The organism is Streptosporangium sp. G11 (assembly GCF_051192615.1).
GTDB lineage: Bacteria > Actinomycetota > Actinomycetes > Streptosporangiales > Streptosporangiaceae > Streptosporangium.
This window is the reverse complement of the sequence record NZ_JBPJUQ010000010.1, coordinates 61,266-85,256: the sequence shown is the minus strand read 5'-3', so window position 1 is coordinate 85,256 and position 23,991 is coordinate 61,266. Positions and strand designations below refer to the sequence as shown.

At 70.0% G+C, this 23,991-nt stretch carries 21 protein-coding genes and 1 pseudogene; 11 read left to right on the top strand and 11 right to left on the bottom strand.

The window, feature by feature from the left end; translation table 11 throughout:
• Positions 1–150 precede the first annotated feature (150 nt).
• Complete coding sequence (locus tag ACSDR0_RS13115) at positions 151–1,056, bottom strand: TIGR03619 family F420-dependent LLM class oxidoreductase (protein WP_435289043.1); 906 nt, start codon at positions 1,054–1,056, stop codon at positions 151–153.
• Between the two features lie 161 nt (positions 1,057–1,217).
• Between ACSDR0_RS13115 and ACSDR0_RS13110 the strand changes: the two are divergent.
• A pseudogene (locus tag ACSDR0_RS13110) lies at positions 1,218–2,159 on the top strand (DUF4331 family protein); the annotation flags it as partial.
• Between the two features lie 384 nt (positions 2,160–2,543).
• Here the strand turns inward: ACSDR0_RS13110 and ACSDR0_RS13105 are convergent.
• Together ACSDR0_RS13105 and ACSDR0_RS13100 are read right to left on the bottom strand one after the other, a co-directional pair.
• The gene (locus tag ACSDR0_RS13105) at positions 2,544–2,714 is read right to left on the bottom strand and encodes a ferredoxin (RefSeq protein ID WP_435289139.1); all 171 of its coding nucleotides are present in this window, start codon (positions 2,712–2,714) and stop codon (positions 2,544–2,546) included.
• A gap of 50 nt (positions 2,715–2,764) precedes the next feature.
• Complete coding sequence (locus ACSDR0_RS13100; protein ID WP_435289042.1) at positions 2,765–3,973, bottom strand: cytochrome P450; 1,209 nt, start codon at positions 3,971–3,973, stop codon at positions 2,765–2,767.
• Positions 3,974–4,077: 104 nt separating this feature from the next.
• On the opposite strand from ACSDR0_RS13100, the gene ACSDR0_RS13095 reads away from it, so the two are divergent.
• A complete protein-coding gene (locus ACSDR0_RS13095) occupies positions 4,078–4,701 on the top strand; it encodes a TetR/AcrR family transcriptional regulator (RefSeq protein WP_435289041.1) in 624 nt (207 codons plus the stop codon).
• A gap of 184 nt (positions 4,702–4,885) precedes the next feature.
• Positions 4,886–6,232 carry an MFS transporter gene (locus ACSDR0_RS13090; protein WP_435289040.1) on the top strand — a complete coding sequence of 449 codons (1,347 nt, stop codon included), beginning with the start codon at positions 4,886–4,888 and terminating at the stop codon, positions 6,230–6,232.
• On the opposite strand, the gene ACSDR0_RS13085 is transcribed toward ACSDR0_RS13090, so the two are convergent.
• The 5 genes from ACSDR0_RS13085 to ACSDR0_RS13065 form a co-directional block, all read right to left on the bottom strand.
• Positions 6,229–7,635 (bottom strand): cellulose binding domain-containing protein, encoded by a 1,407-nt coding sequence (locus tag ACSDR0_RS13085; RefSeq protein ID WP_435289039.1) that lies wholly within the window; start codon positions 7,633–7,635, stop codon positions 6,229–6,231. The two genes, ACSDR0_RS13090 and ACSDR0_RS13085, sit on opposite strands and share 4 nt — an antisense overlap.
• Before the next feature lie 40 nt (positions 7,636–7,675).
• Positions 7,676–8,947 carry a beta-N-acetylhexosaminidase gene (locus ACSDR0_RS13080; protein WP_435289038.1) on the bottom strand — a complete coding sequence of 424 codons (1,272 nt, stop codon included), beginning with the start codon at positions 8,945–8,947 and terminating at the stop codon, positions 7,676–7,678.
• 189 nt (positions 8,948–9,136) lie between these two features.
• Complete coding sequence (locus tag ACSDR0_RS13075) at positions 9,137–9,997, bottom strand: carbohydrate ABC transporter permease (protein WP_435289037.1); 861 nt, start codon at positions 9,995–9,997, stop codon at positions 9,137–9,139.
• Positions 9,994–11,040: a carbohydrate ABC transporter permease gene (locus tag ACSDR0_RS13070; RefSeq protein WP_435289036.1), complete on the bottom strand. Its 1,047-nt coding sequence runs from the start codon at positions 11,038–11,040 to the stop codon at positions 9,994–9,996. The genes ACSDR0_RS13075 and ACSDR0_RS13070 overlap by 4 nt, the downstream gene beginning before the upstream one ends.
• Positions 11,041–11,210: 170 nt before the next feature.
• Positions 11,211–12,350: an extracellular solute-binding protein gene (locus ACSDR0_RS13065; protein WP_435289035.1), complete on the bottom strand. Its 1,140-nt coding sequence runs from the start codon at positions 12,348–12,350 to the stop codon at positions 11,211–11,213.
• 284 nt (positions 12,351–12,634) lie between these two features.
• On the opposite strand from ACSDR0_RS13065, the gene ACSDR0_RS13060 reads away from it, so the two are divergent.
• The 3 genes from ACSDR0_RS13060 to ACSDR0_RS13050 all read left to right on the top strand — a co-directional run bounded on the left by ACSDR0_RS13060 (position 12,635) and on the right by ACSDR0_RS13050 (position 14,830).
• Entirely contained in the window at positions 12,635–13,369 is a 735-nt protein-coding gene (locus ACSDR0_RS13060; RefSeq protein WP_435289034.1) for a GntR family transcriptional regulator, read from the top strand.
• A 34-nt stretch (positions 13,370–13,403) separates the two neighbouring features.
• Positions 13,404–14,270, top strand: a complete 867-nt coding sequence (locus ACSDR0_RS13055) for a nucleoside/nucleotide kinase family protein (RefSeq protein WP_435289033.1) — start codon at positions 13,404–13,406, stop codon at positions 14,268–14,270.
• A 317-nt stretch (positions 14,271–14,587) separates the two neighbouring features.
• The gene (locus ACSDR0_RS13050; RefSeq protein WP_435289032.1) at positions 14,588–14,830 is read left to right on the top strand and encodes a hypothetical protein; all 243 of its coding nucleotides are present in this window, start codon (positions 14,588–14,590) and stop codon (positions 14,828–14,830) included.
• Positions 14,831–14,900: 70 nt separating this feature from the next.
• On the opposite strand, the gene ACSDR0_RS13045 is transcribed toward ACSDR0_RS13050, so the two are convergent.
• Entirely contained in the window at positions 14,901–15,689 is a 789-nt protein-coding gene (locus ACSDR0_RS13045; RefSeq protein WP_435289031.1) for a neutral zinc metallopeptidase, read from the bottom strand.
• Positions 15,690–15,950: 261 nt separating this feature from the next.
• On the opposite strand from ACSDR0_RS13045, the gene ACSDR0_RS13040 reads away from it, so the two are divergent.
• Positions 15,951–16,688: a TIGR04282 family arsenosugar biosynthesis glycosyltransferase gene (locus ACSDR0_RS13040; protein WP_435289030.1), complete on the top strand. Its 738-nt coding sequence runs from the start codon at positions 15,951–15,953 to the stop codon at positions 16,686–16,688.
• 64 nt (positions 16,689–16,752) lie between these two features.
• Here the strand turns inward: ACSDR0_RS13040 and ACSDR0_RS13035 are convergent, their stop codons facing one another.
• Positions 16,753–18,039: an endonuclease Q family protein gene (locus ACSDR0_RS13035; RefSeq protein WP_435289029.1), complete on the bottom strand. Its 1,287-nt coding sequence runs from the start codon at positions 18,037–18,039 to the stop codon at positions 16,753–16,755.
• Positions 18,040–18,224: 185 nt separating this feature from the next.
• Entirely contained in the window at positions 18,225–18,659 is a 435-nt protein-coding gene (locus ACSDR0_RS13030; protein ID WP_435289028.1) for a MarR family winged helix-turn-helix transcriptional regulator, read from the bottom strand.
• A 170-nt stretch (positions 18,660–18,829) separates the two neighbouring features.
• On the opposite strand from ACSDR0_RS13030, the gene ACSDR0_RS13025 reads away from it, so the two are divergent.
• The 4 genes from ACSDR0_RS13025 (at position 18,830) to ACSDR0_RS13010 (ending at position 23,869) form a co-directional block, all read left to right on the top strand.
• Entirely contained in the window at positions 18,830–19,108 is a 279-nt protein-coding gene (locus ACSDR0_RS13025) for a hypothetical protein (RefSeq protein ID WP_435289027.1), read from the top strand.
• A 219-nt stretch (positions 19,109–19,327) separates the two neighbouring features.
• On the top strand, positions 19,328–19,888 hold the full coding sequence (locus ACSDR0_RS13020; RefSeq protein ID WP_435289026.1) for an endonuclease domain-containing protein: 561 nt from the start codon (positions 19,328–19,330) through the stop codon (positions 19,886–19,888).
• A 19-nt stretch (positions 19,889–19,907) separates the two neighbouring features.
• Entirely contained in the window at positions 19,908–20,606 is a 699-nt protein-coding gene (locus ACSDR0_RS13015) for a hypothetical protein (RefSeq protein WP_435289025.1), read from the top strand.
• Complete coding sequence (locus ACSDR0_RS13010) at positions 20,603–23,869, top strand: ATP-binding protein (protein WP_435289024.1); 3,267 nt, start codon at positions 20,603–20,605, stop codon at positions 23,867–23,869. Before ACSDR0_RS13015 ends, ACSDR0_RS13010 begins: the two co-directional genes overlap by 4 nt.
• Positions 23,870–23,991: the final 122 nt, after the last annotated feature.

Genomic DNA, 23,991 nt, shown 5'->3' with positions numbered 1-23,991 from the left:
GCCCGCAGTCGCTGCCTCCGACGTCGTCGGCAACTGAGAGCAACGAGCGATCAACGGCGGAGCCCGCCACGGCGGTGCCCTCGTCAGAGGTGGCGAGGGCACCGTTCCCACCGGGGATGGACACAGGCCGGACCGTTCACCGGCCCCTTGTCACGAAGGCAGGCCGAGCTTGCCGGCGAGTGCCTCCAGTAGCTCGACCTGGCCGTCCGGATCGACGGGCTTGAGGTTGAGGGTGATGTGCATTTCCTCGGCGCCGGCCTTCGCGGCGCGGTCGAGGTCGTTCAGCACGGCGTCCGTGAACGTGGCGGGCGTGATCGGGGTGCCGGGGTAGGCCTGGATCGTGTTCACCACGACCGTGCCGGTGCCGCCCGCGTCCCGATACCACCGGATCCTGGTCAGGGTCTCGTCCCAGTCCAGGGCCACGGTGATGAAGCCGTCACCGATGCGCGCCGCCCGTTCGACGGTGTGCCGGGTCAGCGCGCCGATGAAGAGCGGGATGGTGGCCCCGAACGGCTTCGGCCCGACCAGGGACGGCGGGATGTCGTAGTACCGGCCGTGATGCTCGACGGGGTCGGGGCCCCAGCAGGCCCGCATCGCGGCCACGTGCTCGGCGAACCCGGCACCCCTGCGGGAGGCGGGCACTCCCGCCGCGACGAACTCCTCGGGAATGTAGTACGGCGGCTCCATCGTGCCGCCGCCCTGGCCGATGCCGGCGTCGAGGCGGCCCCGGGACAGCCGGTCGAGCGTGGCCAGTCTGCGGGCGAGGACGATGGGCGGCTGGAAGATCGAGTTCACGATCCCGGTGCTCACCCGGATCCGCTCCGTGTGGGCGGCGGCCCAGGTCAGCATCTCCAGCGAGTCCCATACATGGGACTCGGGCAGGCCGGCGTCGTTGGTCCAGTCCGGCCCGACGGGCATGAGCAGCCGCTCGCTGACGGACACGGCGTGGAAGCCGAGCCGCTCGGTCGCCCGCGCCACGGTGACGAGGGCGTCGGGACCGGCGTGCGGCCCGAAGTGCGGCAGGCTGACGCCGATGCGCGGAAGGCTCATCTTCATTCTCCGATGGTCGTTGGGACGCGTCCTTCGATGAGTGGTCGGAGCGGTCGCGAGAATCTTGCGGTCTTTCCCGGATGGGATGTCAAGATCGCGGCACGGTCGCCCTCGGACGCCACCGAAGTTGACCGGACCGGGGGGCGATGTTTAGCCAGGCATAGGCCATGCACACCATTCGGTGGGAATGGCCTCACGTTGAGGGAAAAGTCCCGCTCATACCGAGCGAGTTCTTCCTGTCCGGCCTGGCATGCCCGCCGCGAGCGAGCGGGCGGGTCGTGATGCGAGGTCATCAAGAGAACCGGGAGAGTGCCGTGTCCCATCACCTTGACTCACCGGGCGCCCGGCGGGACGTCCGCCTGGACATCACCGACCTGTACGTCTTCCGCGGCGAGACGGGCACCGTGTTCGTGATGGACGTCTGCCCCTCCATCGCCGGTGAGGACGCTCCCAGGGGCTTCCACTCCGAGGCCACGTACGAATTCAAGATCGACGGCAATGGCGACAACGTCGAGGACCTCACCTATCGCCTCACCTTCGGTGAGCGCGACGCGGAGGGAAACCAGAACGTGGAGCTGCGCCGCCTCGCTGGCGCGGACGCTCGCGACGCCGACGCGTCCGGTGCCGTGATCGCCCGGGGAGCCACCGGCCGGCAGATCAGCTCCGACGGAGGCCTGCGGCTGTGGGCCGGCGAGGCGAGCGATCCCTTCTGGATCGAACCCGGCATCCTCGCGGCGATCGGCAGGGCCTTCGCGGACGGCGCCAGGGCCGACCTGTCCTCATGGGATCCAACGGGCGCGAGGAACCTGTTCGCCGAGAACAAGGTGTACGCCATCGTGCTCGAAGTCCCCGACGGCCACCTGCTTCCCGTCGCCGGTGACGACCGGCGCGTCAACGTGTGGGCCCTCACCAGCCTGGCCACCGACGCCGGTGGCCGGCGTGCCGTCAACCGCGCCGGTCATCCCATGGTCCACCCGCTCTTCACCCAGCACGACGGGGATCTCGGCGACCGGCTCAACGTCACCCGGCCCGCCGACGACCCCCAGAACTTCGGCAAGGTCGTCGCCGACATGGTCGCCGGAGTCGTCGGCGCCTACGGCACCGCCGAGGACCCGCACGCGTACGGCAGGTCGGTCGCCGAGAGGCTCTTCCCCAACGTGCTGCCCTACACCGTCGGAACCCCGGCGGTTTACGGCTTCGACCAGTGGAACGGCCGCTCGCTCACCGACAACGCGCCGGACGTGATGTTCTCCCTCGCCACCAACACCGCGTTCACGATCGGCCTGACCAGGGACTCCGTCCCCGCCAAGCCGACCCGGACCTTCCCCTACGTCCCGCCGGTCCCTGATCACGCGTGCGCCGCCGGGCCCCGAGGGCCGCCGCCTGGGACCACGGGCGGGGGGCGAGGCGCGCTCGCCCCCCGGCTCTGGACGGGGAACCGGTCCTGGTCGCTCACCGGCACCCCTGGACCGCCCTGGTCGCCACCGGGCCCTCTAGGCCGGGGAACCGTCCGGGTCGCTCACCGAGATGGCGCCCGATGGGCACAGCTGCCGGGCCCGGCGGGTGGCGGCGTGCAGCTCGGGCGGGGGCGTCTCGTCGAGGAGCACGACGAGGCCCTCGTCCTCGCTCTGGTCGAAGACCTCGGGTGCGGTGAGCGCGCACATGCCCGCTCCGATGCACCGCTCGACGTCCGTGGTGACCTTCATTTCGTCTCCTACCATCTGACCGGCAGCTCCCGTACACCGTAGATGGACATTGTGTCGCGCATGGGGACCTCCGTCGCCGGTACGGCGAGGCGCAGGCCGGGGAAGCGGTCGAACAGCATCGGGAACGCGGTGCGCATCTCCACGCGGGCGAGCTGCTGGCCGAGGCACTGGTGCAGCCCGTGCCCGAACGACAGGTGCCCGGTCGCGGGGTTGGTGATGTCCAGCCGGTCGGGGTCGGAGAAGCGCGCGGGGTCGCGGTTGGCGGCCGGGATCGAGAGGGCCACCGGGTCTCCCGCCTTGATGAGCTGTCCCTCCACCTCGACGTCCTCCAGGGCCGCGCGGAGCGGGCCGACATGGATGATCCCGAGGTAGCGCAGCAGTTCCTCGACCGTGTTGTCGATCAGCGAGGGGTCGGCGCGCAGCGCGGCGAGCTGGTCGGGGTGCTGGAGCAGGGCGAACGTGCCGAGGCTGAGCATGTTCGCCGTCGTCTCGTGCCCGGCGGCGAGCAGCAGGAACCCGACGTTGCTCAGCTCCTCGTCGGTCAGCTCGCCGCCCGCGACCAGCCCGCTGAGCAGGTCGTCGGCCGGGTCGGCCCGCTTGGCCTCGATGAGCCGGATGAAGAACGTGCTGAAGCGGGCGATCGTCGCGCGGATGTCCTCGATGGAGGACTCCAGGTTCAGCAGCACCGCGGTGGATCGCTGGAACTCGTCGCGGTCGGCGTACGGGACGCCGAGCAGCTCGCAGATCACCAGCGAGGGGATGGGCAGCGCGAACTCCCGCACCAGGTCCTGGGGAGGCCCGGCCTTCTCCATCGCGGCGAGCCGCTCCTCGGTGATCTCGTGGATCCTGGGCTCCAGCTGCTTCATCCGCCGCACCGTGAACTGCGCGGTGAGGAGCTTCCGGTAGCGGGTGTGGTCGGGCGGGTCCATCCGGATGAACAGGCCGGGGTCGGCCGGACGGCGCATCTCCTGCATCAGCGGGAAGGGCACCGGGACGTTCAGCAGCTCGCGCCGGGAGCTGAACCGGGGGTCGGCCAGGATCGACCGTACGGCGGAGTAGCCGGTCACGAGCCAGCCCATCGTGCCGTCCGGGTAGACCATCGGGGTGACGGGCCGCTCCTCGCGCAGCTCGGCCAGGCGCTCGGGCGGTTCGAAGGGACTGGGGTGTTCGAAGGGAAAGGTGACCGCTTCCGGATGGGCCGGGTGGGGTTGTGTCATCTCGCGCTCCTCTGCGGCGATGCGCTTCGTCCCATCCAGAAAACTACATCAAGTGCAAAATTACAATAGGTGCAGAGTATGGTCAGATGCATTAAGCTGCCCGCATGAGTGAGGTCCTGGGACTGCGCGAACGTAAGAAGCTCCGCACCCGGCACGCGCTCATCGCCGCCGCGCTGGAGCTCTTCATGGAGAAGGGCTACGAGCAGACCACCGTCTCGGAGATCGCCGCGGCCGCCGAGGTCTCGACGCGCACCTTCTTCAGCTACTTCGCGAGCAAGGAGGACGTGATCTTCCACAACTCGCGCGAGGGCATCGAGCGCGTGCTGCGGGTGGTCGCGGAGCCCCGTCCGGAAGACCGGGCGATCGACCTGCTGACCCGCGCCGTCACCTCCGCCTTCGCCATGCTCGCCCTCGACGAGCGACTCCAGAGCGCGGTAGGCCCGGTCAACTACCTCGTCATGACGGTCCCCTCGCTGCGGGCGCGCAGCCTGCTGCTCCTCTTCGAGAGCCAGCGGGAGCTCGCCGAGGCCCTGCACCGGGCATGCCCGGAGGAGCTGAGCCTCGTCGAGGCGTCGGCGGCCGTCGGCGCGGTGATCGGCGGTGCCAAGCTCGCCGCCTTCGTCAGCATGAGCAACGGCGCCTCACCCGAGGAGATGCTGGAGGCCGGTCGCCAGGCCACCGAGTTCGCCCTGTCGGCCCTTCGCGCCGCCTCCTCGCAGCTGTCCTGACCTGGCCCTGCCGGCTTTCCGCGCCGCTCCCCCTTCGCCGCCCCGGCCTCGCCTCGCCGGTCTTCCGCGCCGCTTCCCTTCGCTCTTCTCGTCCGCCGCGTACGGCCGCGCCGATCCATACCTCGGACCCGCCGGTCTTCCCGGTATGCCGTCGGCGGCGCTTTCGCGTCTACGCTGACGTGGCATGGCGACACCCTCTCCCACCGCGGTCCTGCTGAGAGAGAGGCGTTTCGTCCTGCTCGCATCCGCTCGGACGGTATCCGTGCTGGGTGACGGTTTCGCCCGGGTGGCCCTGGCGTTCGGCGTGCTCGCGATTCCCGGGAGCACCCCCGCGCAGCTGTCCCTGGTGCTGGCGTGCCAGGCCGTGCCGCAGCTGCTGCTCATCCTCGTCGGCGGCGTGCTGGCCGACCGGTTCTCCCGGTCCGGGCTGATGGTGATCGCCGACGTTCTGGGAACCGCCGCGTACGGCGGGCTGGCGGTGATGCTCCTGACGGGCGACGCGCCGATCCTCGCCGTGGCGCTGCTGGCGACCCTGGCGGGAGTGGCCACCGCCCTGTTCGTACCGGCGATGACCGGCGTGGTGCCCGAGGTCGTCGCCAGGGAGCGGTTGCAGGAGGCCAACGCCCTGCTCGGGGTCGCGAGGAACGGCGCCATGGTGCTGGGACTGGCGCTGTCCGGTGTCGCCGTCGCCCTGGTCGGCGCCGGATGGGCCCTGGCGCTCAACGCCGCCTCGTTCCTCGTCAGTGCCGCGCTGATCCGCGCCATGCGCCTGCCCCGACGGCTCCGGGTCTCCATGGGTTCCGGCTGGTCCGACCTGCGGCACGGCTGGCGGGAGTTCGTCTCGCGCCAGTGGCTGTGGGTCGTGGTGGTGCAGTACGCCTTCGTCGTCGCCGCCGTCGGAGCCAACGTCGGCGTGCTCGGTCCCCTGGTCGCCGAGCGGGACCTGGACGGAGCGAGCTCCTGGGCGCTGATCGTCGCGGCCCAGGCGCTGGGGACCGTCGCGGGCGCGGGCCTCGCCGCGCGCCTCAGACCCCGGCGTCCCATGCTTCTCGCGGTCCTGGCCACCTTTCCCACGGCGCTGCCGATGGTGCTCCTCGGGGCCGGGGCGCCGCTGTGGACGATCGTCGTCGCGATGTTCGCCGCCGGTGTGGCCGGGGACGTGTTCGGCGTGCTGTGGACCACCACCATGCAGCGCGAGATACCGCCCGACGCGCTCTCCCGCGTCAGCTCCTACGACTGGTTCGGTTCCCTGGCCCTGGCGCCCCTCGGCATCCTCGCCGCCGGTCCCGTCGCCGCCTCCGTCGGCCCCGGTACCGCCCTGCTCGGCTGCTCGGGTCTCGTCGTGGTCGCCACGCTCGCGGCGCTGCTCTCTCCCCAGGTCCGTACCCTCCGGGCGCCGACCACCGAGAAAGCGCCGACCACCGAGAGAGCGCCGGTCTCCGAAGAGACGCCGGCCCTCATGGAAAGGGAAGACGTACGGCCCGCGTCTGGGGAGACCGCGGGCCGTACTCATACTCGGGAGGGCGGTTAGGAGTTGGGGACGGTGTCGACCCAGGTGGTCGAGGCGGAGCGGTAGTTGTTGACGCGGCTCAGGACGGTGGCGGGGGCGACGACCTCGTTCTTGGAGTGGTAGAACCAGTCGACCTGCTGGACGTAGTCACGCGAGGTCGAGCTGCCGACCAGACCGCCGCTGATGAACCAGAGGTTGAAGTTCACCGACTGCACCGTCTCGGGGTAGTAGTCGCCGCCGTGCTCGGCGAAGAGGGCGCCGTCGATGTAGTACCTGATCTGGCCGCCGGAGACCTGGAGGACCAGGTCGTGCCAGCCCGCGTAGCTCTGCCTGACCTCGGTGTGGACGTTCACCGCCTGCCAGGGCTCGTTGCGGTAGGTCTCCCACGACGTGGCGTACATGATGTTGGCGGGCTCGCCCCAGCCGCCGTTGGGCAGATACTCGAAGTCCTGCTCGCTGTAGTTGGGGTCCATGTCGGCGGCCAGAGGGGTGATCGTGAAGAAGGTCTGCACGATGTGGTCCCCGTCGGGGCCGCTGACCGGGGCGTCGGAGAACTTCACCCGGGCCGCGTAGGTGCCCTCCAGGAACTTGCGCTGGTGCAGCACCTCCGACTGCTGGGTGCCCGCGGCGGTGCCGTCGGTGACGGCCTTGAGCTGCAGCGCCTTGTTCGTCCCCGAGACCGTCGGGAAGGTCACGTTCTGCTTGGGCCAGCTGGCGCCGGGCACGCCGGGGCCGCCGGTGTTGGTGCGCACGGTCCAGTTGTGCGCGGAGATGTTCGGGTCGTCGGCGTTGCTGTACGCGAAGTCGTCGAACACCACCCCGCTGCCCCCGGGAGGGTTCGTGATCGTCGGGGTGGGCGTCGGGGTCGGGTCGCCGCCACCGCCCGAGGGCGAGGTGCCCCAGACCAGGGCGCCGTTCTGGTAGACGGTCACCTTGGTCCAGTCGCCGTATGTCGTGCGGGCCGGGCCGAAGGAGTAGTCGTCGCTCTGGGTCAGCCGCTGCCAGTCGGCGCGGTGGAAGCGCAGCTGCAGGTCACCGGTCTGCGCCCCGACCGCGAGGTTCCCCGAGGTGAAGCCCACCTCAAGGTAGCGGTCGGCGGTGGCCGTACCGGGGGAGAGCGTCCCGAAGGTCCCGGTGACCGTGGAGCAGGAGACCACCGCCCACGAGCACGCGAAACGGTACTGCGGTGATCCGGCGTCCGCCTTGAAGTAGTAGCGGATCTTCACGCCGCTCAGCGACACGGCCGAGGTGCCGCTGTTGACCAGGTTGAACCACGGCTCGACCTGGTCGGCGGTCGCTCCGGTGGCGCTCGTCTTGTACTGGAGCCTGACGGACTGCTGGGCGCTGGCCGGGTTGGCCGCGACGCCCACGAGCGTGAGCAGCATGGCGGACACGAGTCCGCCGAGTAACAGCTTTCTGCGCACTTTCTTTCCTTTCCTGGGTGCTTCCCGGGATTTGCGGGCTCTAGGGGATGAGCGGGCCGCCGCGGACGCCCTGGGCACTGAGCCGGGCGAGGTGCGGGCCGAGCCGCCGGAGGAAGTCGGGGTAGTCGCCGGGTGAGCCCCAGGCGACCTCGGCGAAGGCGCACATCCTGGGCAGGGCCATGAACTCGACGCGTTCGGGCGTGGGCATGTACTCGGTCCACAGCTGGCACTGCACGCCCCGCGCGGCCGGGTCGGGTGCGAACGCGTAGGTGTCGGCCAGGGTGAGGACGCCCTCCTGGACGGTCGGCCGGTCGGGATCGGCCGGCTGGTCGTCGAAGGGCGCGGCCGAGGGGCGGTAGTCGAAGTAGGTCCGCGTGTGCGGCGCCAGGATGATGTCGTTGCCGCCGCGGTCGGCCTGCTCGTCGCGCCAGATCATGACGGTGGCGCCGGGAGTGGGCTCGCGGTCCGGCTCGTCCCAGCAGACCAGCTTGCGCGAGTGCTTCTCCAGGTGCGTGGCCATCCGGCCGATGAACCAGGCGCACGCGTCCTGAGGTCCCGCCAGCCCCAGCTCCGCCAGCCGCTGCCGCGCCCGGGGACCGCGCTCCCACTCGGTGGTGGGGCACTCGTCCCCTCCGACGTGCACGTACGGGCTCGGGAAGAGCTCGACGACCTCGTCGAGCACGTCCTGGCAGAAGCGGACGGTGGACTCCTCAAGGTTGAGGACGTGCTCGCTGATCCCCCACTCCGACCAGACCTCCACCTCGCGGGACGGGTCGTTGCCCAGCCGCGGGTAGGCGGCGACGGCGGCCTGGACATGGCCGGGCATCTCGATCTCGGGCACCACGGTGACGAAACGCTCCGCCGCGTACGCGACGATCTCCCGTATGTCCTCCCGCGTGTAGAAGCCGCCGCGCCGCGCGCCGACCTCGGTGAGCAGGGGGTAGCGCTCGATCTCCAGGCGCCATCCCTGGTCGTCGGTCAGGTGCAGGTGCAGCACGTTGAGCTTGTGCTCGGCGAGCAGGTCGACGAGGCGCAGGATGAACGCCTTGGGCATGAAGTGCCGGGCGACGTCCAGCATCACCCCGCGCCAGGCGAACCTCGGCCGGTCCTCGATCGTCCCGTACGGGATCAGCGGCCCCAGCTGGGAGAGGGTCCGCGAGCCGTAGAAGCGGCCGGCCGGGCCGCCGGCGGTGAGCTCGACGCCGGAGGGGGAGACGTCGAGGCGGTAACCCTCCTCGTCGAGGGACGGGTCGTCGGGCATCAGCCGCAGGAGGTCTCGCCGGAACGCGACGGAACCTCCGTCAACGGCCACTTCCCGTGGCCTCGGAATGATCACGTTGGTCTTCCCTTCACGGCGCCCCGGGAGGGCACGCCTGTGGACGGTGGGAGGGCATGGCGACAAGAAAGGCATGGCGGTGAGAGGGCGTGGCGGTGAGAGGACGTGGTTGAGAGGGCGGGGGCGGTGGGAGGACGTGGTGAGGGGACCTTGGGGGAGGTCCGCTCACCCCTTGACGGCGCCGGCGATCATTCCCGAGGTGACCCTGCGCTGCAGGACGAGGAAGATCAGCAGCACCGGCAGCATGAAGAGGGTCGAGGCGGCCATGGTGGCTCCCCAGTCGGTGCCGAAGACGTTGCTGAAGGAGGAGAGCCAGACGGGCAGGGTCCGGTCGTCCTGGTTCTTGATGATCAGTGCGTTGGCGAAGGCGAACTCGTTCCACGCGGTGATGAAGCCGAACAGGCAGGTGGACATCAGGCCGGGGGCGAGCAGCGGCAGGACCACCCGGCGGAAGGCCGCCGCCCGGTCGCACCCGTCCATCAGCGCGGCCTCCTCCAGCTCCGGAGGGATCGCGGCGAGGAACCCGCGCAGGGTCACGATGGTGAACGGCAGCGTCGTCATGAAGTAGATGAGGGTGAGCATCGACAGCTTGTCGAGCATGTTCGTGTCGCGGGCGATGATGAACATCGACACCAGCAGCGCCTCCCAGGGGGCCATCTGGGCGATGAAGACCATCAGGATGAACGCCTTGCGCCCGCGCCAGCGCATCCGGGCCACCGCGAACGCGGCGAGCAGCGCGACCACCAGGGCGAGCAGTACCGCGCTCGCGGTGACGGTGAGGCTGTTGCGCCAGAACGTCCAGAAACCGTCCGCGCTCACCGCGGTCGCGAAGTGCTCCAGGGTGGGGTCGGCGGGCCAGAAGGTCGGGGTCTGCGACTGGATGTCCCTGGTGGGCTTGAACGCGGTCAGCACCATCCAGTAGACGGGGAAGACCGAGACGGCCAGTACGGCCAGGGCCGCGAGGTTCAGCGGCGCGCGGCGCAGCAGGCGTCCGGGTGTCGGCCGGCCCGACATCAGGGTGGTCACAGTTCCTCCCCTTCGTGCTTGAGCATCCGCCGGAGGTGGGTGATCAGCAGGGCGATCAGGATCAGCACGGTGAGAGTGGAGATCGCCGAGCCGAGGTCGTACTTGTGGAGCGACTGCGCGACCTGGAACGCGTAGACGGGCAGGGTGGTGGTGGCCTCTCCCGGGCCGCCCTTGCTGATCGCCCAGATCTGGGCGAAGCACTTGAACACCCAGATCACCTCCAGCGAGGTGATCAGGCCGAAGAGCGGTCGCAGGATGGGGAAGGTAACGGCGGTGAAGACCTGCCGTCCGCTCGCGCCGTCGATCCGCGCGGCCTCGTACAGCTCGGAGGGGATGGTGGTCAGGCCCGCGTAGAGGGTGAGAGCGGCGAACGGCACGGACTGCCAGACGACCAGGGCGACCAGGATGGCGAAGGTGGACGTGCCGTCGGCGAACCAGGTGTAGTCCCTGAAGGACTCGAACCCCAGCGTGACCAGCAGCCAGTTGACCACCCCCAGCCGCGACTGGAACAGCCACTGGAAGATCGTGGTGGCGGCGAGGACGGGGGTGGCCCAGGTGAGCACCAGGCCACCCATCACGGCCAGGCGCATTCCCCGGCCCAGACGGGCGATCATCAGGGCCACCGCGGTGGAGATGACCATGATCAGGACGACGTTGACGGCCGTCCAGATCAGGGTCCTGCGCACCACGGCCCAGAACTCCGCCCCGCCGAGCACCTCCGCGTAGTTGTCCAGGCCGACGAACTCCGCCCCGCCCCGGATCAGCTCACCGGTCCTGAAGTGCTGGAAGGAGATGACGACGCTGCGGATCAGCGGATAGAGCAGCAGGTAGGCCGTGCCCGCCAGGGTGGGCAGGATCAGCAGGTAGGGCCAGAGGCCGGTGAGCCGGGACGGCCGCGCCCCGGATCGCGCCGCGGGCGGTCCCGGCCGCCCGGGCGGTTCGGATCGATCGGGCCGATCCTGCCGCTCGGGTGCGGAGGTGTTCCGGTCGCGGGCGCGCCGCCGTGTCGGGCGCCCCGTCGGGGCCTGGGGGGCAGCGGGCATGGCACTCCTCGGAGCGGGCGAGCGGTACGGGTGGGTGGGGATCCGGTCCGGGCTTCCCGCGGGCCGGTGCGGTGGACGAGGTCGTGCGGGAAGCCGATGACCGGTGCGCCGAGCCGATGGCCGGTGCGGGGAGCGGGTGCCCGCACCGGGCCCGGCGTACCGGGCGGGTGTCAGGACTTGGTGTTGAGGATCTCGGCGATGCTCTGGTCCACCGTGGCGGCCTCGGTGGCGGGGGTGCCCCCGGTGAGCACCTTGGTCAGATACTCCTTGATCAGGTTCTTGGCCTCGACCGCCGCCCAGTTGGGGGAGTTGGGGGTGGCGTGCCCGTTGGCGGCGCCCGCGGCCATCGCGGCCGTCGCCTCGTTGCCGTCCAGCACGCCGGCGAGGGAGACGCGGTTGGGCACGTAGCTCATCTCCTTGGCCATGTCGGTCTGGAACTTCTCACCCGCCAGCGCCTTGACCACCTCGTACGCCGCCTCGGGGTTCTTCGAGGCCTCGGGGATCACCAGGTCGGAGCCGCCGGTGAACACCGCGCCCGGCTTGTCGGCCGTCTTGCCGGGGATCGGGAAGAAACCGAGCTTGCCCTTGAGCTCCGGGTTGGCCTTCTCGATCGCCACCGCGCCGCCCGGGGCGGAGATGAGCTGGGCGACGTCGCCCTTGGCGAAGACGTCGGCCTGCGGCGGCTTGGCCTCGTCGGAGTCCTTGGGGCCCTTGCCCAGCGCCTGGAGCTTCCGGTAGAACTCGACCCCGGCCTGTGCCTGGGGAGTGCCGAGGCCGCCCTTCCAGGTGCCGCCCTCGTTGACCGCGAGGTCGCCGCCCTCGTCCCAGATGAACCCCGCGAGGGTGTACCAGTTCTGGCCGGGCAGGTAGATGCCCTGGTCACCGCCCTTGTTGAGCTTGGCCGTGACCTCCAGCCACTCGTCCCTGGTCTTGGGCGGGGAGGCGATCGAGGCCTTGGCGAACAGGTCCTTGTTGTAGATGACCACCCGGTTGGCGGCGTACCACGGGATGCCGTACTGGCGTCCGTCGATCTTGCCCGGTTCCGCGAGGCCGGGCAGCCAGTCGCCGCCGCCCAGGTCGGCGATCTTGTCGGTGAGGTCCTTCACCCCGCCGCTGGCGGCGTACTCGGCGACCTGGGTGTTCCCGACCTCGATGACGTCCGGGGCGTCGTTGCTGGCCAGGGCGCTGGTGACCTTCTGGCCGATGCCGTCCCACTCCTGGATCTGGATGTCGAGGGCGACGCCGGGGTGGGCCGCCTGGTAGTCGGTGCGGAAGCGGTCGAGCAGGGCGTCGGAGAAGCTGTCCCGCATGACCCACACGGTTAGGTTCGTGGCGCCCTGTCCGGTACCGGCCGAGCCGGGCGAGTCCGCGGAGGGGGACGGCTCGGAGGAGCCGCATGCGGTGAGGCCTGCGGCGAGTGTCAACACTGCCGCGGTGGCGCGGAGGCGGTACCCCATCGGTACTCCCAGAGGTCAGATATTGGTAAGTAATTGGCCTGCTCCGCATAGGGTGGCTCTTACCAGTTCTGACGTCAAGGCCTGTTTTTTCTGGGATGAGAGGTAACAAATAGGTAAGGTCTTGGTAAGCTGGGGTGGTGACTCTAAACATGAGGTCCGGGCTCAAGCGCGACCGGGTGCGCGACGTCCTGCTCGACTTCATCGCCGACATGAAGCCGGGCGAGGCGATCCCCTCCGAGCGGGATCTCTGTAAGGAGCTCGGAGTCTCCCGGCCCACGGTGCGCGCGGCGATCGACGATCTGGTCATGTCGGGTCTTCTCGTCCGCGAGCACGGGCGCGGCACGTTCACCGGGCCGCACCGGGTCACCCAGGCGCTGGCCTCGACCACGGGCAACTCGTTCTACGCGCCGCCCGCCGAGGGCAACTGGCTCAGCCACATCCTGGAGTTCGGCTCCACCCCCGCGGGCGCCCGGCTCGCCACCCGGCTCCAGCTCTCTCCCGCCGACCCCGTCCTGAGGGTCGTGCGGCTGCGCGTCGTCGACGACGAGCCCATGGCGATAGAGCGCATCCACCTGCCGTACGCGCTGGTCGGCGGCCTCGTCCCGGCCGACATGGAGTCGGGCTCGTTCTACCGGCTCCTGCGGGAACGTTTCAACGTCGACGTCCGCACCGCCGTGCAGACGATAGAGCCCACCGTCACCGACGAGACCGAGGCCGAGCTCCTCCACGTCCCCCAGCACGCCCCGGCCCTGCTCTTCGAGCGCACCACCCGCGACGTCGGCGGCCGGATCGTCGAGTTCACCCGCTCGATCTACCGCGGCGACCGCTACCGGGTGACCTCCGAGCTGTCCTTCAACGCCGACTCCGGCTGATCCCGATCGACTCCGGTCGACCGTCATGGTCCGGATGGGGGCCGCGAGCCTCGGGGGCCGGTACGCGAGCGTCGAGGCGTGCGGGCAGCGCCGGATGCCGCTGGATGTCGGCGGGCGGCTCGGCTACTTTCGTTCAGATGACGACCACCTCGGCCGCCCCGGCCCGGGACGACCGGCTCCGCGCGGGCCGGCCCCGATGACATCCCTCGACGATCTGGTGGTCCGGGCGCGCTCCCTCGTACGAGACGGGCACCGCGCGCTGCTGGGCGTCACCGGAGGCCCGGGGGCCGGTAAGACCACTCTCGCCGAGCACCTGGTCCACCTGCTGAGGTCGGCGCCCCCCGAGGGCCTGCCGGAGCGCGAGTGGGTGGCGTACGTGCCGATGGACGGTTTCCACCTCGCCGACGTCGAGCTCGACCGGCTCGGGCGTCGCGACCGCAAGGGCGCCCCGGACACCTTCGACGCCGCCGGATACGCGGCCCTCCTCCGCCGTCTGCGCGAGGACGAGGACGACGTGATCTACGCGCCCGCGTTCGAGCGCGACCTGGAACAGCCGATCGCGGGCAGCATCCCGATCCCCCGGGCTGCCCGGCTCGTCGTCACCGAGGGAAACTACCTGCTGCTCGACCGGGGCGACTGGGCACGTGTGCGAGCCGGGCTCCACGAGGTCTGGTACTGCGACCTCGACCCGGGAGAGCGCGTGCGCCGCCTCGTCTCCCGGCACGAGCGCTTCGGCAAGGACCACGACGCCGCGGTGGCCTGGGCCATGGGAACCGACCAGCGCAACGCCGACCTCATCGCCACCACCCGCCCGCGCGCCGACCTCGTCGTTCCCGACGCCGTGCTCCGCTCGATCGGCGACCACGAGACGGCGGACGGCCGCACCGGCCACGCCGGGTAGGGAGGCTCGAAGCCGAGCCCCCGCGAGGTTATCCACAGGTGGTGGAAAACGCGCACGTCTCGCTGGAAATCATGAAATTCGCCGGGTTTTCAACGGCGACAATCCACACCGAAGGCCCGATGTGAGGCTACTCGGGATGATCGGGAAAACGGGTCCGCGCGAGCGCTGCCGGTCGGGCGAGGCTGCCGCGTCCCGCGCCGGGGCGGGAAAACCCGCCAGAACGCGACTCGGTGAAAGTGTTGATTGTCTGCTTAGTTCGTTTTGTCGAAATTCAGGTGATAGCTCCTTCGTAGCGTTCGCACGTCCCAGGGGGGCTCATGCCCGTTGCCCGATGTCTCGCCGCCGCCGCTGTTTTCGCGATCTCGGCGGTGGCGCTCGCCGCGCCGGTCGCGTCCGCCGCCCTCATCCCGCCCCGGCCCCCCTCGATGGACGGCTATCCGTCCACCGGGAGGACCACCGTCAAGAACGGCGACACCACGGAGACCTGGAGCTGGGGTCCCGGCTACGAGAGCTACCAGTCCTCCCAGAGCAGCAGCCGGCAGTTCGTCGAGTGCTGGTAGCCGGGAGGCGGGTCACCGGGGCCCGGCCACGGTTTGCGGGCGGGGTGCCGCACAGGTCTCTCCGGCCGGATTACAGGACCTTGCCGGAGGAGGCGATCCAGGTGTTGCACGACTTCGGGTTCCCGGAGGCGTAGCCCCGCTTCGCCCAGGAGACGATGGTGGAGCCCTTGCCGTAGATGCTGTTCTTGCCCTGGGTGTCGGCGTCGACCTTCATCAGGTCCAGCATGCGGCCGAGGTCCTTGGACGAGTAGCCCAGGGTGGACCAGACGCTCTTCGCGGTCACCCCGGCCAGGCACTTCGCCTGCATGCCGTAACGGCGGTACTGCTCGGCGGCCTCGACGTTCGTGTCGTGGCGCAGCGCGGCGTACCCCTCCGCGATGTCGACCATGTTCATCACGTGGTGGCCGTACGCGGCGCTCAGCTTGGCGAAGATGTCGAGGTCACTGGAGGACTTGAGCCAGTCCGGACGGATCTGCACGTCGAACCAGGCCCGGCCGCCACAGTAGGAGACGTCCGACTTGGGATAGCGCGCCGCGTGGTGGCACGGATTCTTGATCCTGTCCTGAAACTCGAACTGGACCGGCACGTAGGGCAGGTTGGCCTCCTTGAGATAGGAGCCCCAGGTCGTCTCCAGACACGCGACGATCGCCTTGACGTGCTTGGAGGCCGAGGCCATGGTCTTCCCCTTGGAAGGCCTCTGGGCACACCCCGCGGCGGGCAGCTTGCCGGCGCCGTAGAGGTCGTTGCCGGTCAGGACGGAGGCGTCCTCGATCGGATACGCGGTGGCGGCAGCGGTGGCCGTACCGGAGAGCAGCAGGACGGACGCCCCGGCCGCCGCCATGATCATTCGAATCTTCATGATCGCTGAGATTAGGGGAGGCGAACAGGGCTGGCAAATATCTCACGATATTTCGGAATTCATTTGAAATGTAGGATTTGTATCTGGAAGAGATGACCGTCAATCGCGGGTCATCCGGGGGGCGAAACTTCGTCCGGTCCAGGCGTCGGCCCCCACCACGGCGCCGGTCACTTTCTCGTCGCAGGCCCGAACCGGTCATTTCTTGACAGCACGCCACCACCCCTCGGGGGTGAGCCCGCCCGGTGGCCTTAGCGTCGCACGATGGAGATCGACACGGTGCCTTCCCGCCCGGACAGGGGGGCGTTCCAGAACCGGCCGGTCCGGGGTGAGCCGTCGCGGCGGGTGCCGTCCCAGGGCGGGCCGTTCAGGGGCCAGGTCGTGGTGATCGCCAAGGAGCCGGTGTCCGGGCGGGTCAAGACCCGGCTGATCCCGCCCTTCACCGCGCACGAGGCCGCCGCGCTGGCCGCCGCCGCGCTGGAGGACACGTTGCGCGCGGTGGCCCGCGTCCCGGCCTCCCGGCGCGTGCTCGCGCTCGACGGGCACCCGGGCCCCTGGCTTCCCAACGGGTTCACGGTGCTGCCGCAGCGCGGGAACGGGCTGGACGAGCGGCTCGCCGCGACCTTCGAGGACGCCCACCGGCTCCTGCCCGTGCCCACCGTGCTCATCGGCATGGACACCCCGCAGGTGACTCCGGACATGCTGGTCTACGCCCTGTCCCTGCTCGGCGCCTACGACGCGGTGTTCGGCCCGGCGGCGAACGGCGGATTCTGGCTGCTCGGGCTGCGCGCCCCCGACCCCGCCCTCCTGCGCGGCGTCCCGATGTCGGATCCGGCCACCGGCGAGATCCAGCTGCGGAGACTGGGGGAAGCCGGGTTGAGCGTCGCCCTGATGCCCCGCCTCACCGAAGTGGACACCGCGGCGGACGCGTTCGTCGTGGCCGCGCAGGCTCCACGGTCCTTTTTCGCCGCCGCCCTCGCCAGGATGAGCGCGTTGCGGTGAAGGGAGTCGTTGCCGTGAAGAGAGTCGTTGCCGTGAAGGGAACCGTGGAAGGCCGGGGGGAAGCCTAGAAAAGCGTCGGGGCGGTGTCCTCGTCCATTCGCTCCAACTCGCCCGGTTCGAAGAGCCGGATCACGCCGTACGTGCCGTCGTACCCGGGTTCCTTGATCACCTCGCCGCGACGCAGCCGCTCGACGGCCTCCGCGAGCGGCGGTGAGTGGGCCGCGATGTCGCCGACCGGCACGTCCTCCAGGATTCTCAGCTCGGGGCCCAGGGCGGCGGTGAGCCTGTCGACCTCCTTGAGGACCTTCTTGCTCTTCGGCCCCACGTCGAGGATCTCACCCATGATCTCCGGCAGCGGTACGAGGCTGCGGAAGCCCGCGACGCCCTCCGGCCGGAAGCCGCCGGGCCGGTCGGCCAGCTCCCGGACCCGGCTCAGCACGCCCACCGTGAGCGGCTTCCCGCACACGGGGCAGATCCCGCCGCGTCCCCGCGTCTCCTCGGGATCCATCCGGACGTCGCACCTGCGGTGCCCGTCGACGTGGTACTTGCCCTCCTCGGGGAAGAACTCGGTCGTTCCCGCGTACCCGGTCCCGGTCTGGAGCGCCCGCAGGACGGCGAAGTAGTCGAGGTCTGTGTCGAACACCGTGGTCTCGCGGCCGACCATGGGCGGCGAGTGGGCGTCGGAGTGGCTGACCAGCCGGTAGCGGTCGAGGGCGGAGACCCGCCAGTTCATGGCCGGGTCGCTGGACAGCCCGGTCTCCAGCGCGAAGATGTGGTCGGAGAGCTCGCCGTAGCACTCCTCGATCGCGTCGAACCCGGACTTCGAACCGAAGACGCCGAACCACGGCGTCCAGACGTGGGCCGGTACCAGGTATGCGCCGTCACCGCTGCTCAGGGTGATGTCCAGCAGGCCACGGGAGTCCAGGCCGAGGACGGGTCGCCCGTCCGCGCTCAGGTCACCGATCCGTTCGAGCCTGGCGTTGAATGCCGCGGCCTCGTCGAAGCCCGGCATGTAGACCAGGTGATGGATCTTGCGGGTGCGCTCGCCGCGCCGGTAGATCGTGGAGATCTCCGTGGACAGCATGAACCGCACCTGGCCGGGGACCACACCGGCGGGGGGCGGCCCGAGGGCGTCCAGGCCGATGTCCTCACGCAGCCGAAACAATCCGGGCTCCGCCGGTACGAGATTCTCGCGCAAGTGCTCGAACCACGCCGGATGCGTGAAATCGCCGGTGCCCATCAGCGCGACGCCCTTACGCCGCGCCCACCACGTCAGATGCTCCAGGTCGCTGTCTCTGCTGCAGGCCCGGGCGTATTTCGAGTGAATGTGCAGGTCGGCATGGAACCGCATCCATCACATTCTGCCACAGGCCAGGATATGAAGATCGGGAAAGACAATACCCGCCGATGGAAATCCACGACCTCGCGGGGGCCTCCCGCCATTCCTTCCTGTCATTTCCCGAAGGGGAGGAGATGGCCGGGCGAGAGGATGTTCCGGCGGGTATCGAGCCGAGCACCTTTCAGGGGATGTCCGGCTCAGTACTCCTCGGAGATCATGGCCTCCAGCACGGGCAGCGCGGTGGCGAGCGCCTCGCGCTGCTCCGGGCTGAGCCGGGCGAGCCGAATGTCGAGCAGCTCCGCGCGCCGCGCGCGCACCTCGGCGAGCACGCGGATCCCCTCGGGCGACATGCCCACCCGGACGGAGCGCGCGTCCTCGGCGTCGATCGTACGGACGATCAGGCCACGGTGGCAGAGCGCCACGAGGACGCGGCTCATGGTCGGCGCGGTGACGGCCTCGCGCTGGGCCAGCTCGCCCAGGCGCAGCGGGCCGTGAGCCTCGATCGAGACCAGGGTGGACAGCTGCAAGGGGGGCACGTCGTTGGTGGCGATCCGGACGCGCCGGTGCAGCCGGCTGACGGCGATGCTCAACCGGCTGGCGAGCTGCGCGTCGCCGGACACCGTTGCGCTCATCGCTGCTTCCCAATCTGGCGGAGAATTAGTTGACGCATGCTAAGCATACGCGCCGTCGCTCCTGCCCGGACTTTTAACCGCAGGTCAGAGACGGTACGCGTCGGCGCGGAGGCCGTTTTCCCGATCCGTGCGGGGTCGACGGAGCCGTCACGCTCGGGCAGACTGCGGCCATGACAGCGCACCCCGATCTCCCGCACGTACTCGGCGAGGTGCGCGCGCTCCTCGCCCGGCCCGGCAACGACTTCGCGTGGTCCTCCTGGGAGGACGCGGACGCGGCGCTGGCGGAGATCGACGCCGCGATCGCCCGGATCGGCGTGGGCCGCCGGATTCCGCGGGGGTTCGCGACGCTGTTCGCGCCGACCGGTCCGATCCAGGAGGTCGCGCTCTCCAGCGGCTGGAGTGACGAGTTTCTCGCGCTGGCCGACCGCTTCGAAACGGCCCGGAAATGACGCGGTCCCGGATGGGACATCGATATCCCGGATCCATTCCGGCCATCTCCTGTACCGATGAGCGGTGACAAGCAGGTTCGTGACGGTATCCGGCCGTCGTATCGGTGGTATCCGGTTTCCGGACTAATAATGATGACATTTTCCTAAAAACGTATACGCCGCCCTGTGTGCTCCCCTAGCCTCGGCAAGGACTTATCCCGTACAACGAAGGAAAACGGCGTGGCGCAGTCATGGGCCGAGTTGCCGACGTGCCACGTCGTGTGGGTACGCGAGCCGGATTCCGCGATCGTCACGCCGTCGGCGGACGCATTGCCGGCAGGTTTTCCAGCGATATTCGGTTATGTCCCGACCAGGGGACGGACGGTACGGGAAACGGTCGCCGACGTGCTCCGCGAGCTGGAGAGGACCGTCGTCTCCCCGGCGACGGAGGGGCGTCCGCACCCGGCCGGTTTCGTGGAGTCCGCGCTGGAGCGGGCACTCGGCGCCCACGGGTGGGCCGCTGGACGGGCCTGGAACCAGACCTACCGGCCGCACCCGCCGGCCGATCCCATCCGGGTGGACCTGCTGTGGCGGGACGAGCGCTGCCTCGTCGAGTTCGACGGTCCCGAACACCGTCACCCGGGCAGGCTCGCCGAGGATCGGCTCCGGGACGCGAGGCTCACAAAGGACGGATACGCGGTTCTGCGTTTCACCAACGAGCGCGTCATGGCCGACATGCCGGCCGTACTCCGTGAATTGAAGCGGTTTCTCCCAGCTCACCGTGACACATGCGAAGGATAGGGATATGCCGGAAACAGGGTTGAAGTTCGCTGAAATCGCGGTGCTGACGGTGTTGATGATCGAGGCGGATGAGATTTCCAATCCCGATCTCAAGGCACGCTACGGCTTGAGCCTGGACGGGAAGCCCCGCCTGAGGCTGAACGACCTCAAGCTCGTCGAGAGCCGGAAGGTGGGCCGGGCCTTCGTCCACCTCCTGACCGACGACGGCTGGGCCAGGATGGCCCGGGAGATTCAGTCTGATATCCCCGTGCCCAGCGGCGCGTCCGGGGCGATGAACCGCGCCTTCCTCATCTGGCTGCGCGGGTTCCTGGCGCGGACCGGCCGGCGACCGGGCGACATCTTCCTCCCTCAGGGGGATCCGGCCGTCCTTTCCCCCGAAGCCGAAGCCGAAGCCGAAGCCGAAGCCGAAGCCGAGGGCGAAATCGGCGCCGAGGGCGAAATCGCGGTCGAGGAAGGGGCCGTCGTCGAGCGTATCCGCGCCGCGTACACCCGGCTGGCCGCCGAGCCCGGTGACCTGGTCACCCTGGCGCGGCTGCGACCGCTGCTCGGCGAGTTCGCGAGGGCGGAGGTGGACGGAGCGCTCAAGGGGATGCTCCACCTCCCGGGGGTGAGCATCGTGCCCGAGCACAACCAGAAGGTCCTCACCTCCGAGGTCAGGACCGCGGCGGTGACCATCGGTGACCAGGACAAGCACCTGATCTCGATCGGGGCACGATGACCGGCCTGGAACTGAAGGTGCTTCAGACGCTCAGGTTCAACTGGGCCGAAGGGCCGGAGGACGTGTGGAGCCCTTCGGACTTCCACGTGGAGGGCCTGAACCGGAGCGTGGAACGCGGCATCCTCGGCGGGCTCGCCGACGTGGCCGCCGGCGGTGCCACCAGCCCGATCGGCCTGGTCCTGCGCGGGCAGCGAGGTTCGGGCAAGACCCACCTGCTCGGCTGGGCCCGCGAGAGGATCCAGCGGGAGAACGGCTACTTCTTCCTGGTCGGCCTGCTGGACGCGCGGACCTTCTGGGAGAGCACGCTGGTCTCCATGCTGGACGGCCTCTCGCGGGACGGCAGCGAGGGGGAGAGCCAGCTCAAGATCCTGTTGCGGCGGTTGTCGGAGCTGGCCGACGTGCCGCGCTGGGTGCAGCGCGAGGTGATCGGGAACCGTCCGGTGACGCGTGAGAGTCTCGACGCCTTCGCCGACGGGCTGCGCCGGTTCAACGCCCAGGTCGGCCAGAGCGCCAAGGACACCCTGCGCGCGCTCGCGCTGCGCGCCGGCACCGACTACGGGGTGCAGGACGTCGGCGACGGCTTCCTGTCCGCGCTGCCCGAGGAGGAGCCCGGCGGGCGCGCGGCGTGGGGGATACGGCAGTTCCCGAAGACGCCGCAGGAGATCGTCAAGGACCTCTCCCGTCTCCTCGCGCTGACCGGCCCCTCCGTCATCGCCGTCGACCAGATCGACGTGCTCATGGCGCAGTCTCCGGTAGCCGGTGAGGGTACGGCGGTGCACGACTGGCATGACCTGATCATGGTCGACCAGGTGGCCGGAGGGCTGATGACACTGCGCGAGATCACCCGCGGGACCCTGACGATCGTCTCCTGCCTGCCGCAGACCTGGACCCTCATCGAGAAGTTCGCCCTCGACACCGCGCGCGACCGGTTCCGGCCGATGGCCGACCTCAAGCCGCTCCCCGACGCCGACACGGCTCGCGCCCTGGTCGAGAAGCGTTTCGCCGCCCGGTTCGCCGATCTCGGCTTCGAGCCGCCCTACCCGACGTGGCCCGTGAAGGAGACCGCGTTCGGCGACGCCGGCGAGTTCACCCCGCGGCAGCTCCTGATCAAGATCGACGCGCACATCGAGGCCTGCCTGGCCGAGGGGAAGGTACGGGAACTGGAGCGCCTCGACCAGATCGCCGACCCGAGCTCGTGGCCTGACCACGAGAGCTCCGAATTCACGGCCATCGAAACCCGCTTCGCCGAGCTCAGGCAGAAGGCGCACGTGGCCGACGTTCTGGACGCCGCCGTCGAGGACGCCGTGATGCCCGCCCTGCTGGCGGCCGGGCTGTCGGCCTGGATCGACGGGCTCGGCGACGCCGGACGCGGGTTCAGTGTCGACCCGCCGCCCAGCAGGAAGCCTCCGCTCCACGCCCGCCTGCGGCACACCCTGGACGAGGAGACGGAGGACGAGGCGCACTGGGCGTTTCGCGCCATCGCCGCCACGCACCCGATCGCCGCGCTGAGCCGCCTGCGCGCAGCCTCGGTGGTGGCCGGGCTGAACGCCGACGTCCCCAGGCGGCGGCTGTTCGTGCTGCGCTCGGCGCCCTGGTCGAAGGGCCCCCGTACGGTCGCGGCCGTCGCCGCGTTCGAGCAGGCGGGCGGCAGGGTGTTCGCGGTGGGCGACGAGGACGTCAGGATCCTGGCCGCGCTGCGGGAGCTGTACGCGGACAACCCGCCGAACCTGCGGGCCTGGCTCGCCACGCGGCGACCGGCGCACGAGGTCGAGCTGCTGCGTGAGGCCCTCCGTGACGTCGGCGGCACGTCCGGCGAACAGGCCGACACCGCCGCCCCGGGCCTCCCGGCGGTCGCGGAGCCTCCGGCTGTCAAACCCACGGTCACCGAGTCCATGGCTACCGAGTTCGCGGTCGCCGAGTCCATGGGCACCGAGTCCGCGGTCGCTGAATTCATGGGCACTGAATCCGTGGTCACCGAGTCCATGGTCACCGAATCCGCGGCCATCGGGCCCATGGGCGCCGGGGTGACGGGCGCCATGCCGCTCATTCCCCTCGGCAGGGCCGTTTCCGGAGGACGGCCCCTCGGGATCGAGCTGGAAGCCCTCAGGAAGCACGCTGTGATCTTCGCCGGATCGGGCTCGGGGAAGACCGTCCTCATTCGCCGCCTGGTCGAGGAATGCGCGCTGCGGGGCGTCTCGGCGATCGTGCTCGACCCGAACAACGACCTGGCGCGGCTCGGGGAGGGCTGGCCGGAGCCGCCGTCGCTGTGGGGACCGGGCGACGCGGAGAAGGCCGCCGACTACCTGGCCGCCACCGACGTCGTCATCTGGACGCCACGCCGCGTGGCCGGACGGCCGCTGTCCTTCCAGCCCCTGCCCGACTTCGCGAGCGTCGTCACCGACGCCGACGAGTTCGGTACGGCGGTGGAGGCCGCCGTCGCCTCACTCGTACCGCGTGCCAAGCTCGACTCCGGCACGGTCAAGGCCCAGCGCGGGCAGGCCGTGCTCAGGGAGGCCGTCGCGCACTACGGGCGCGGGGGCGGGCGGGGGCTGCCCGGCCTCATCGGGCTGCTGGCCGCCCTGCCGCACGGTGTGAGCGGGCTGGACAACGCCGAGCGGATCGCCGCCGACCTGGCGCAGACCCTGAAGGCGGCGATGGTCAACGACCCGCTGTTCGCCGGTGCCGGGACTCCGGTGGATCCCGGTGTCCTGCTCACCCCGCCACCGGGAAAGCGCGCGAGGGTCTCGGTGATCAGCTTTGTCGGCCTGCCGTCGGACGAGCAGCGTCAGGGCTTCGTCAACCAGCTGCAGATGGCGCTGTTCGCCTGGATCAGGAGGCATCCCGCCGGTGACCGTCCGCTGGGCGGCCTGTTCGTGATGGACGAGGCGCAGACCTTCGCGCCGTCGGGCGCGATGACCGCCTGCACACAGAGCACGCTGGCGCTGGCCGCCCAGGCGCGCAAGTACGGCCTCGGCCTGGTGTTCGCCACCCAGGCCCCCAAGGGACTGCACAACCGGATCCCGGGGAACGCGGCGACCCAGTTCTTCGGCCTGCTCAACGCCTCCGCCCAGATCGAGGCCGCCAAGGAGATGGCCCGCTCCAAGGGCGGTCAGGTCGCCGACATCTCCCGGTTGACGACGGGCCAGTTCTACCTGGCCGCCGAAGGTGCCGCTTTCACCAAGACGCGGGTCCCGCTGTGTCTCACCCACCATCCCAAGGCCCCCCTCACGGCGGAGGAGGTCATCGCCAGGGCGAGCATCTGAGGGGAGACCGCACGGGTCTCCGTCCAGTCGGAGGGGGAGGCCGGTGGTGGCGCCCGGAGACGAGCCGAGCCGAGCCGTCCGGCAACGAGCCGGGCGGATGCCGCCGCGGTCGTACCGCACCG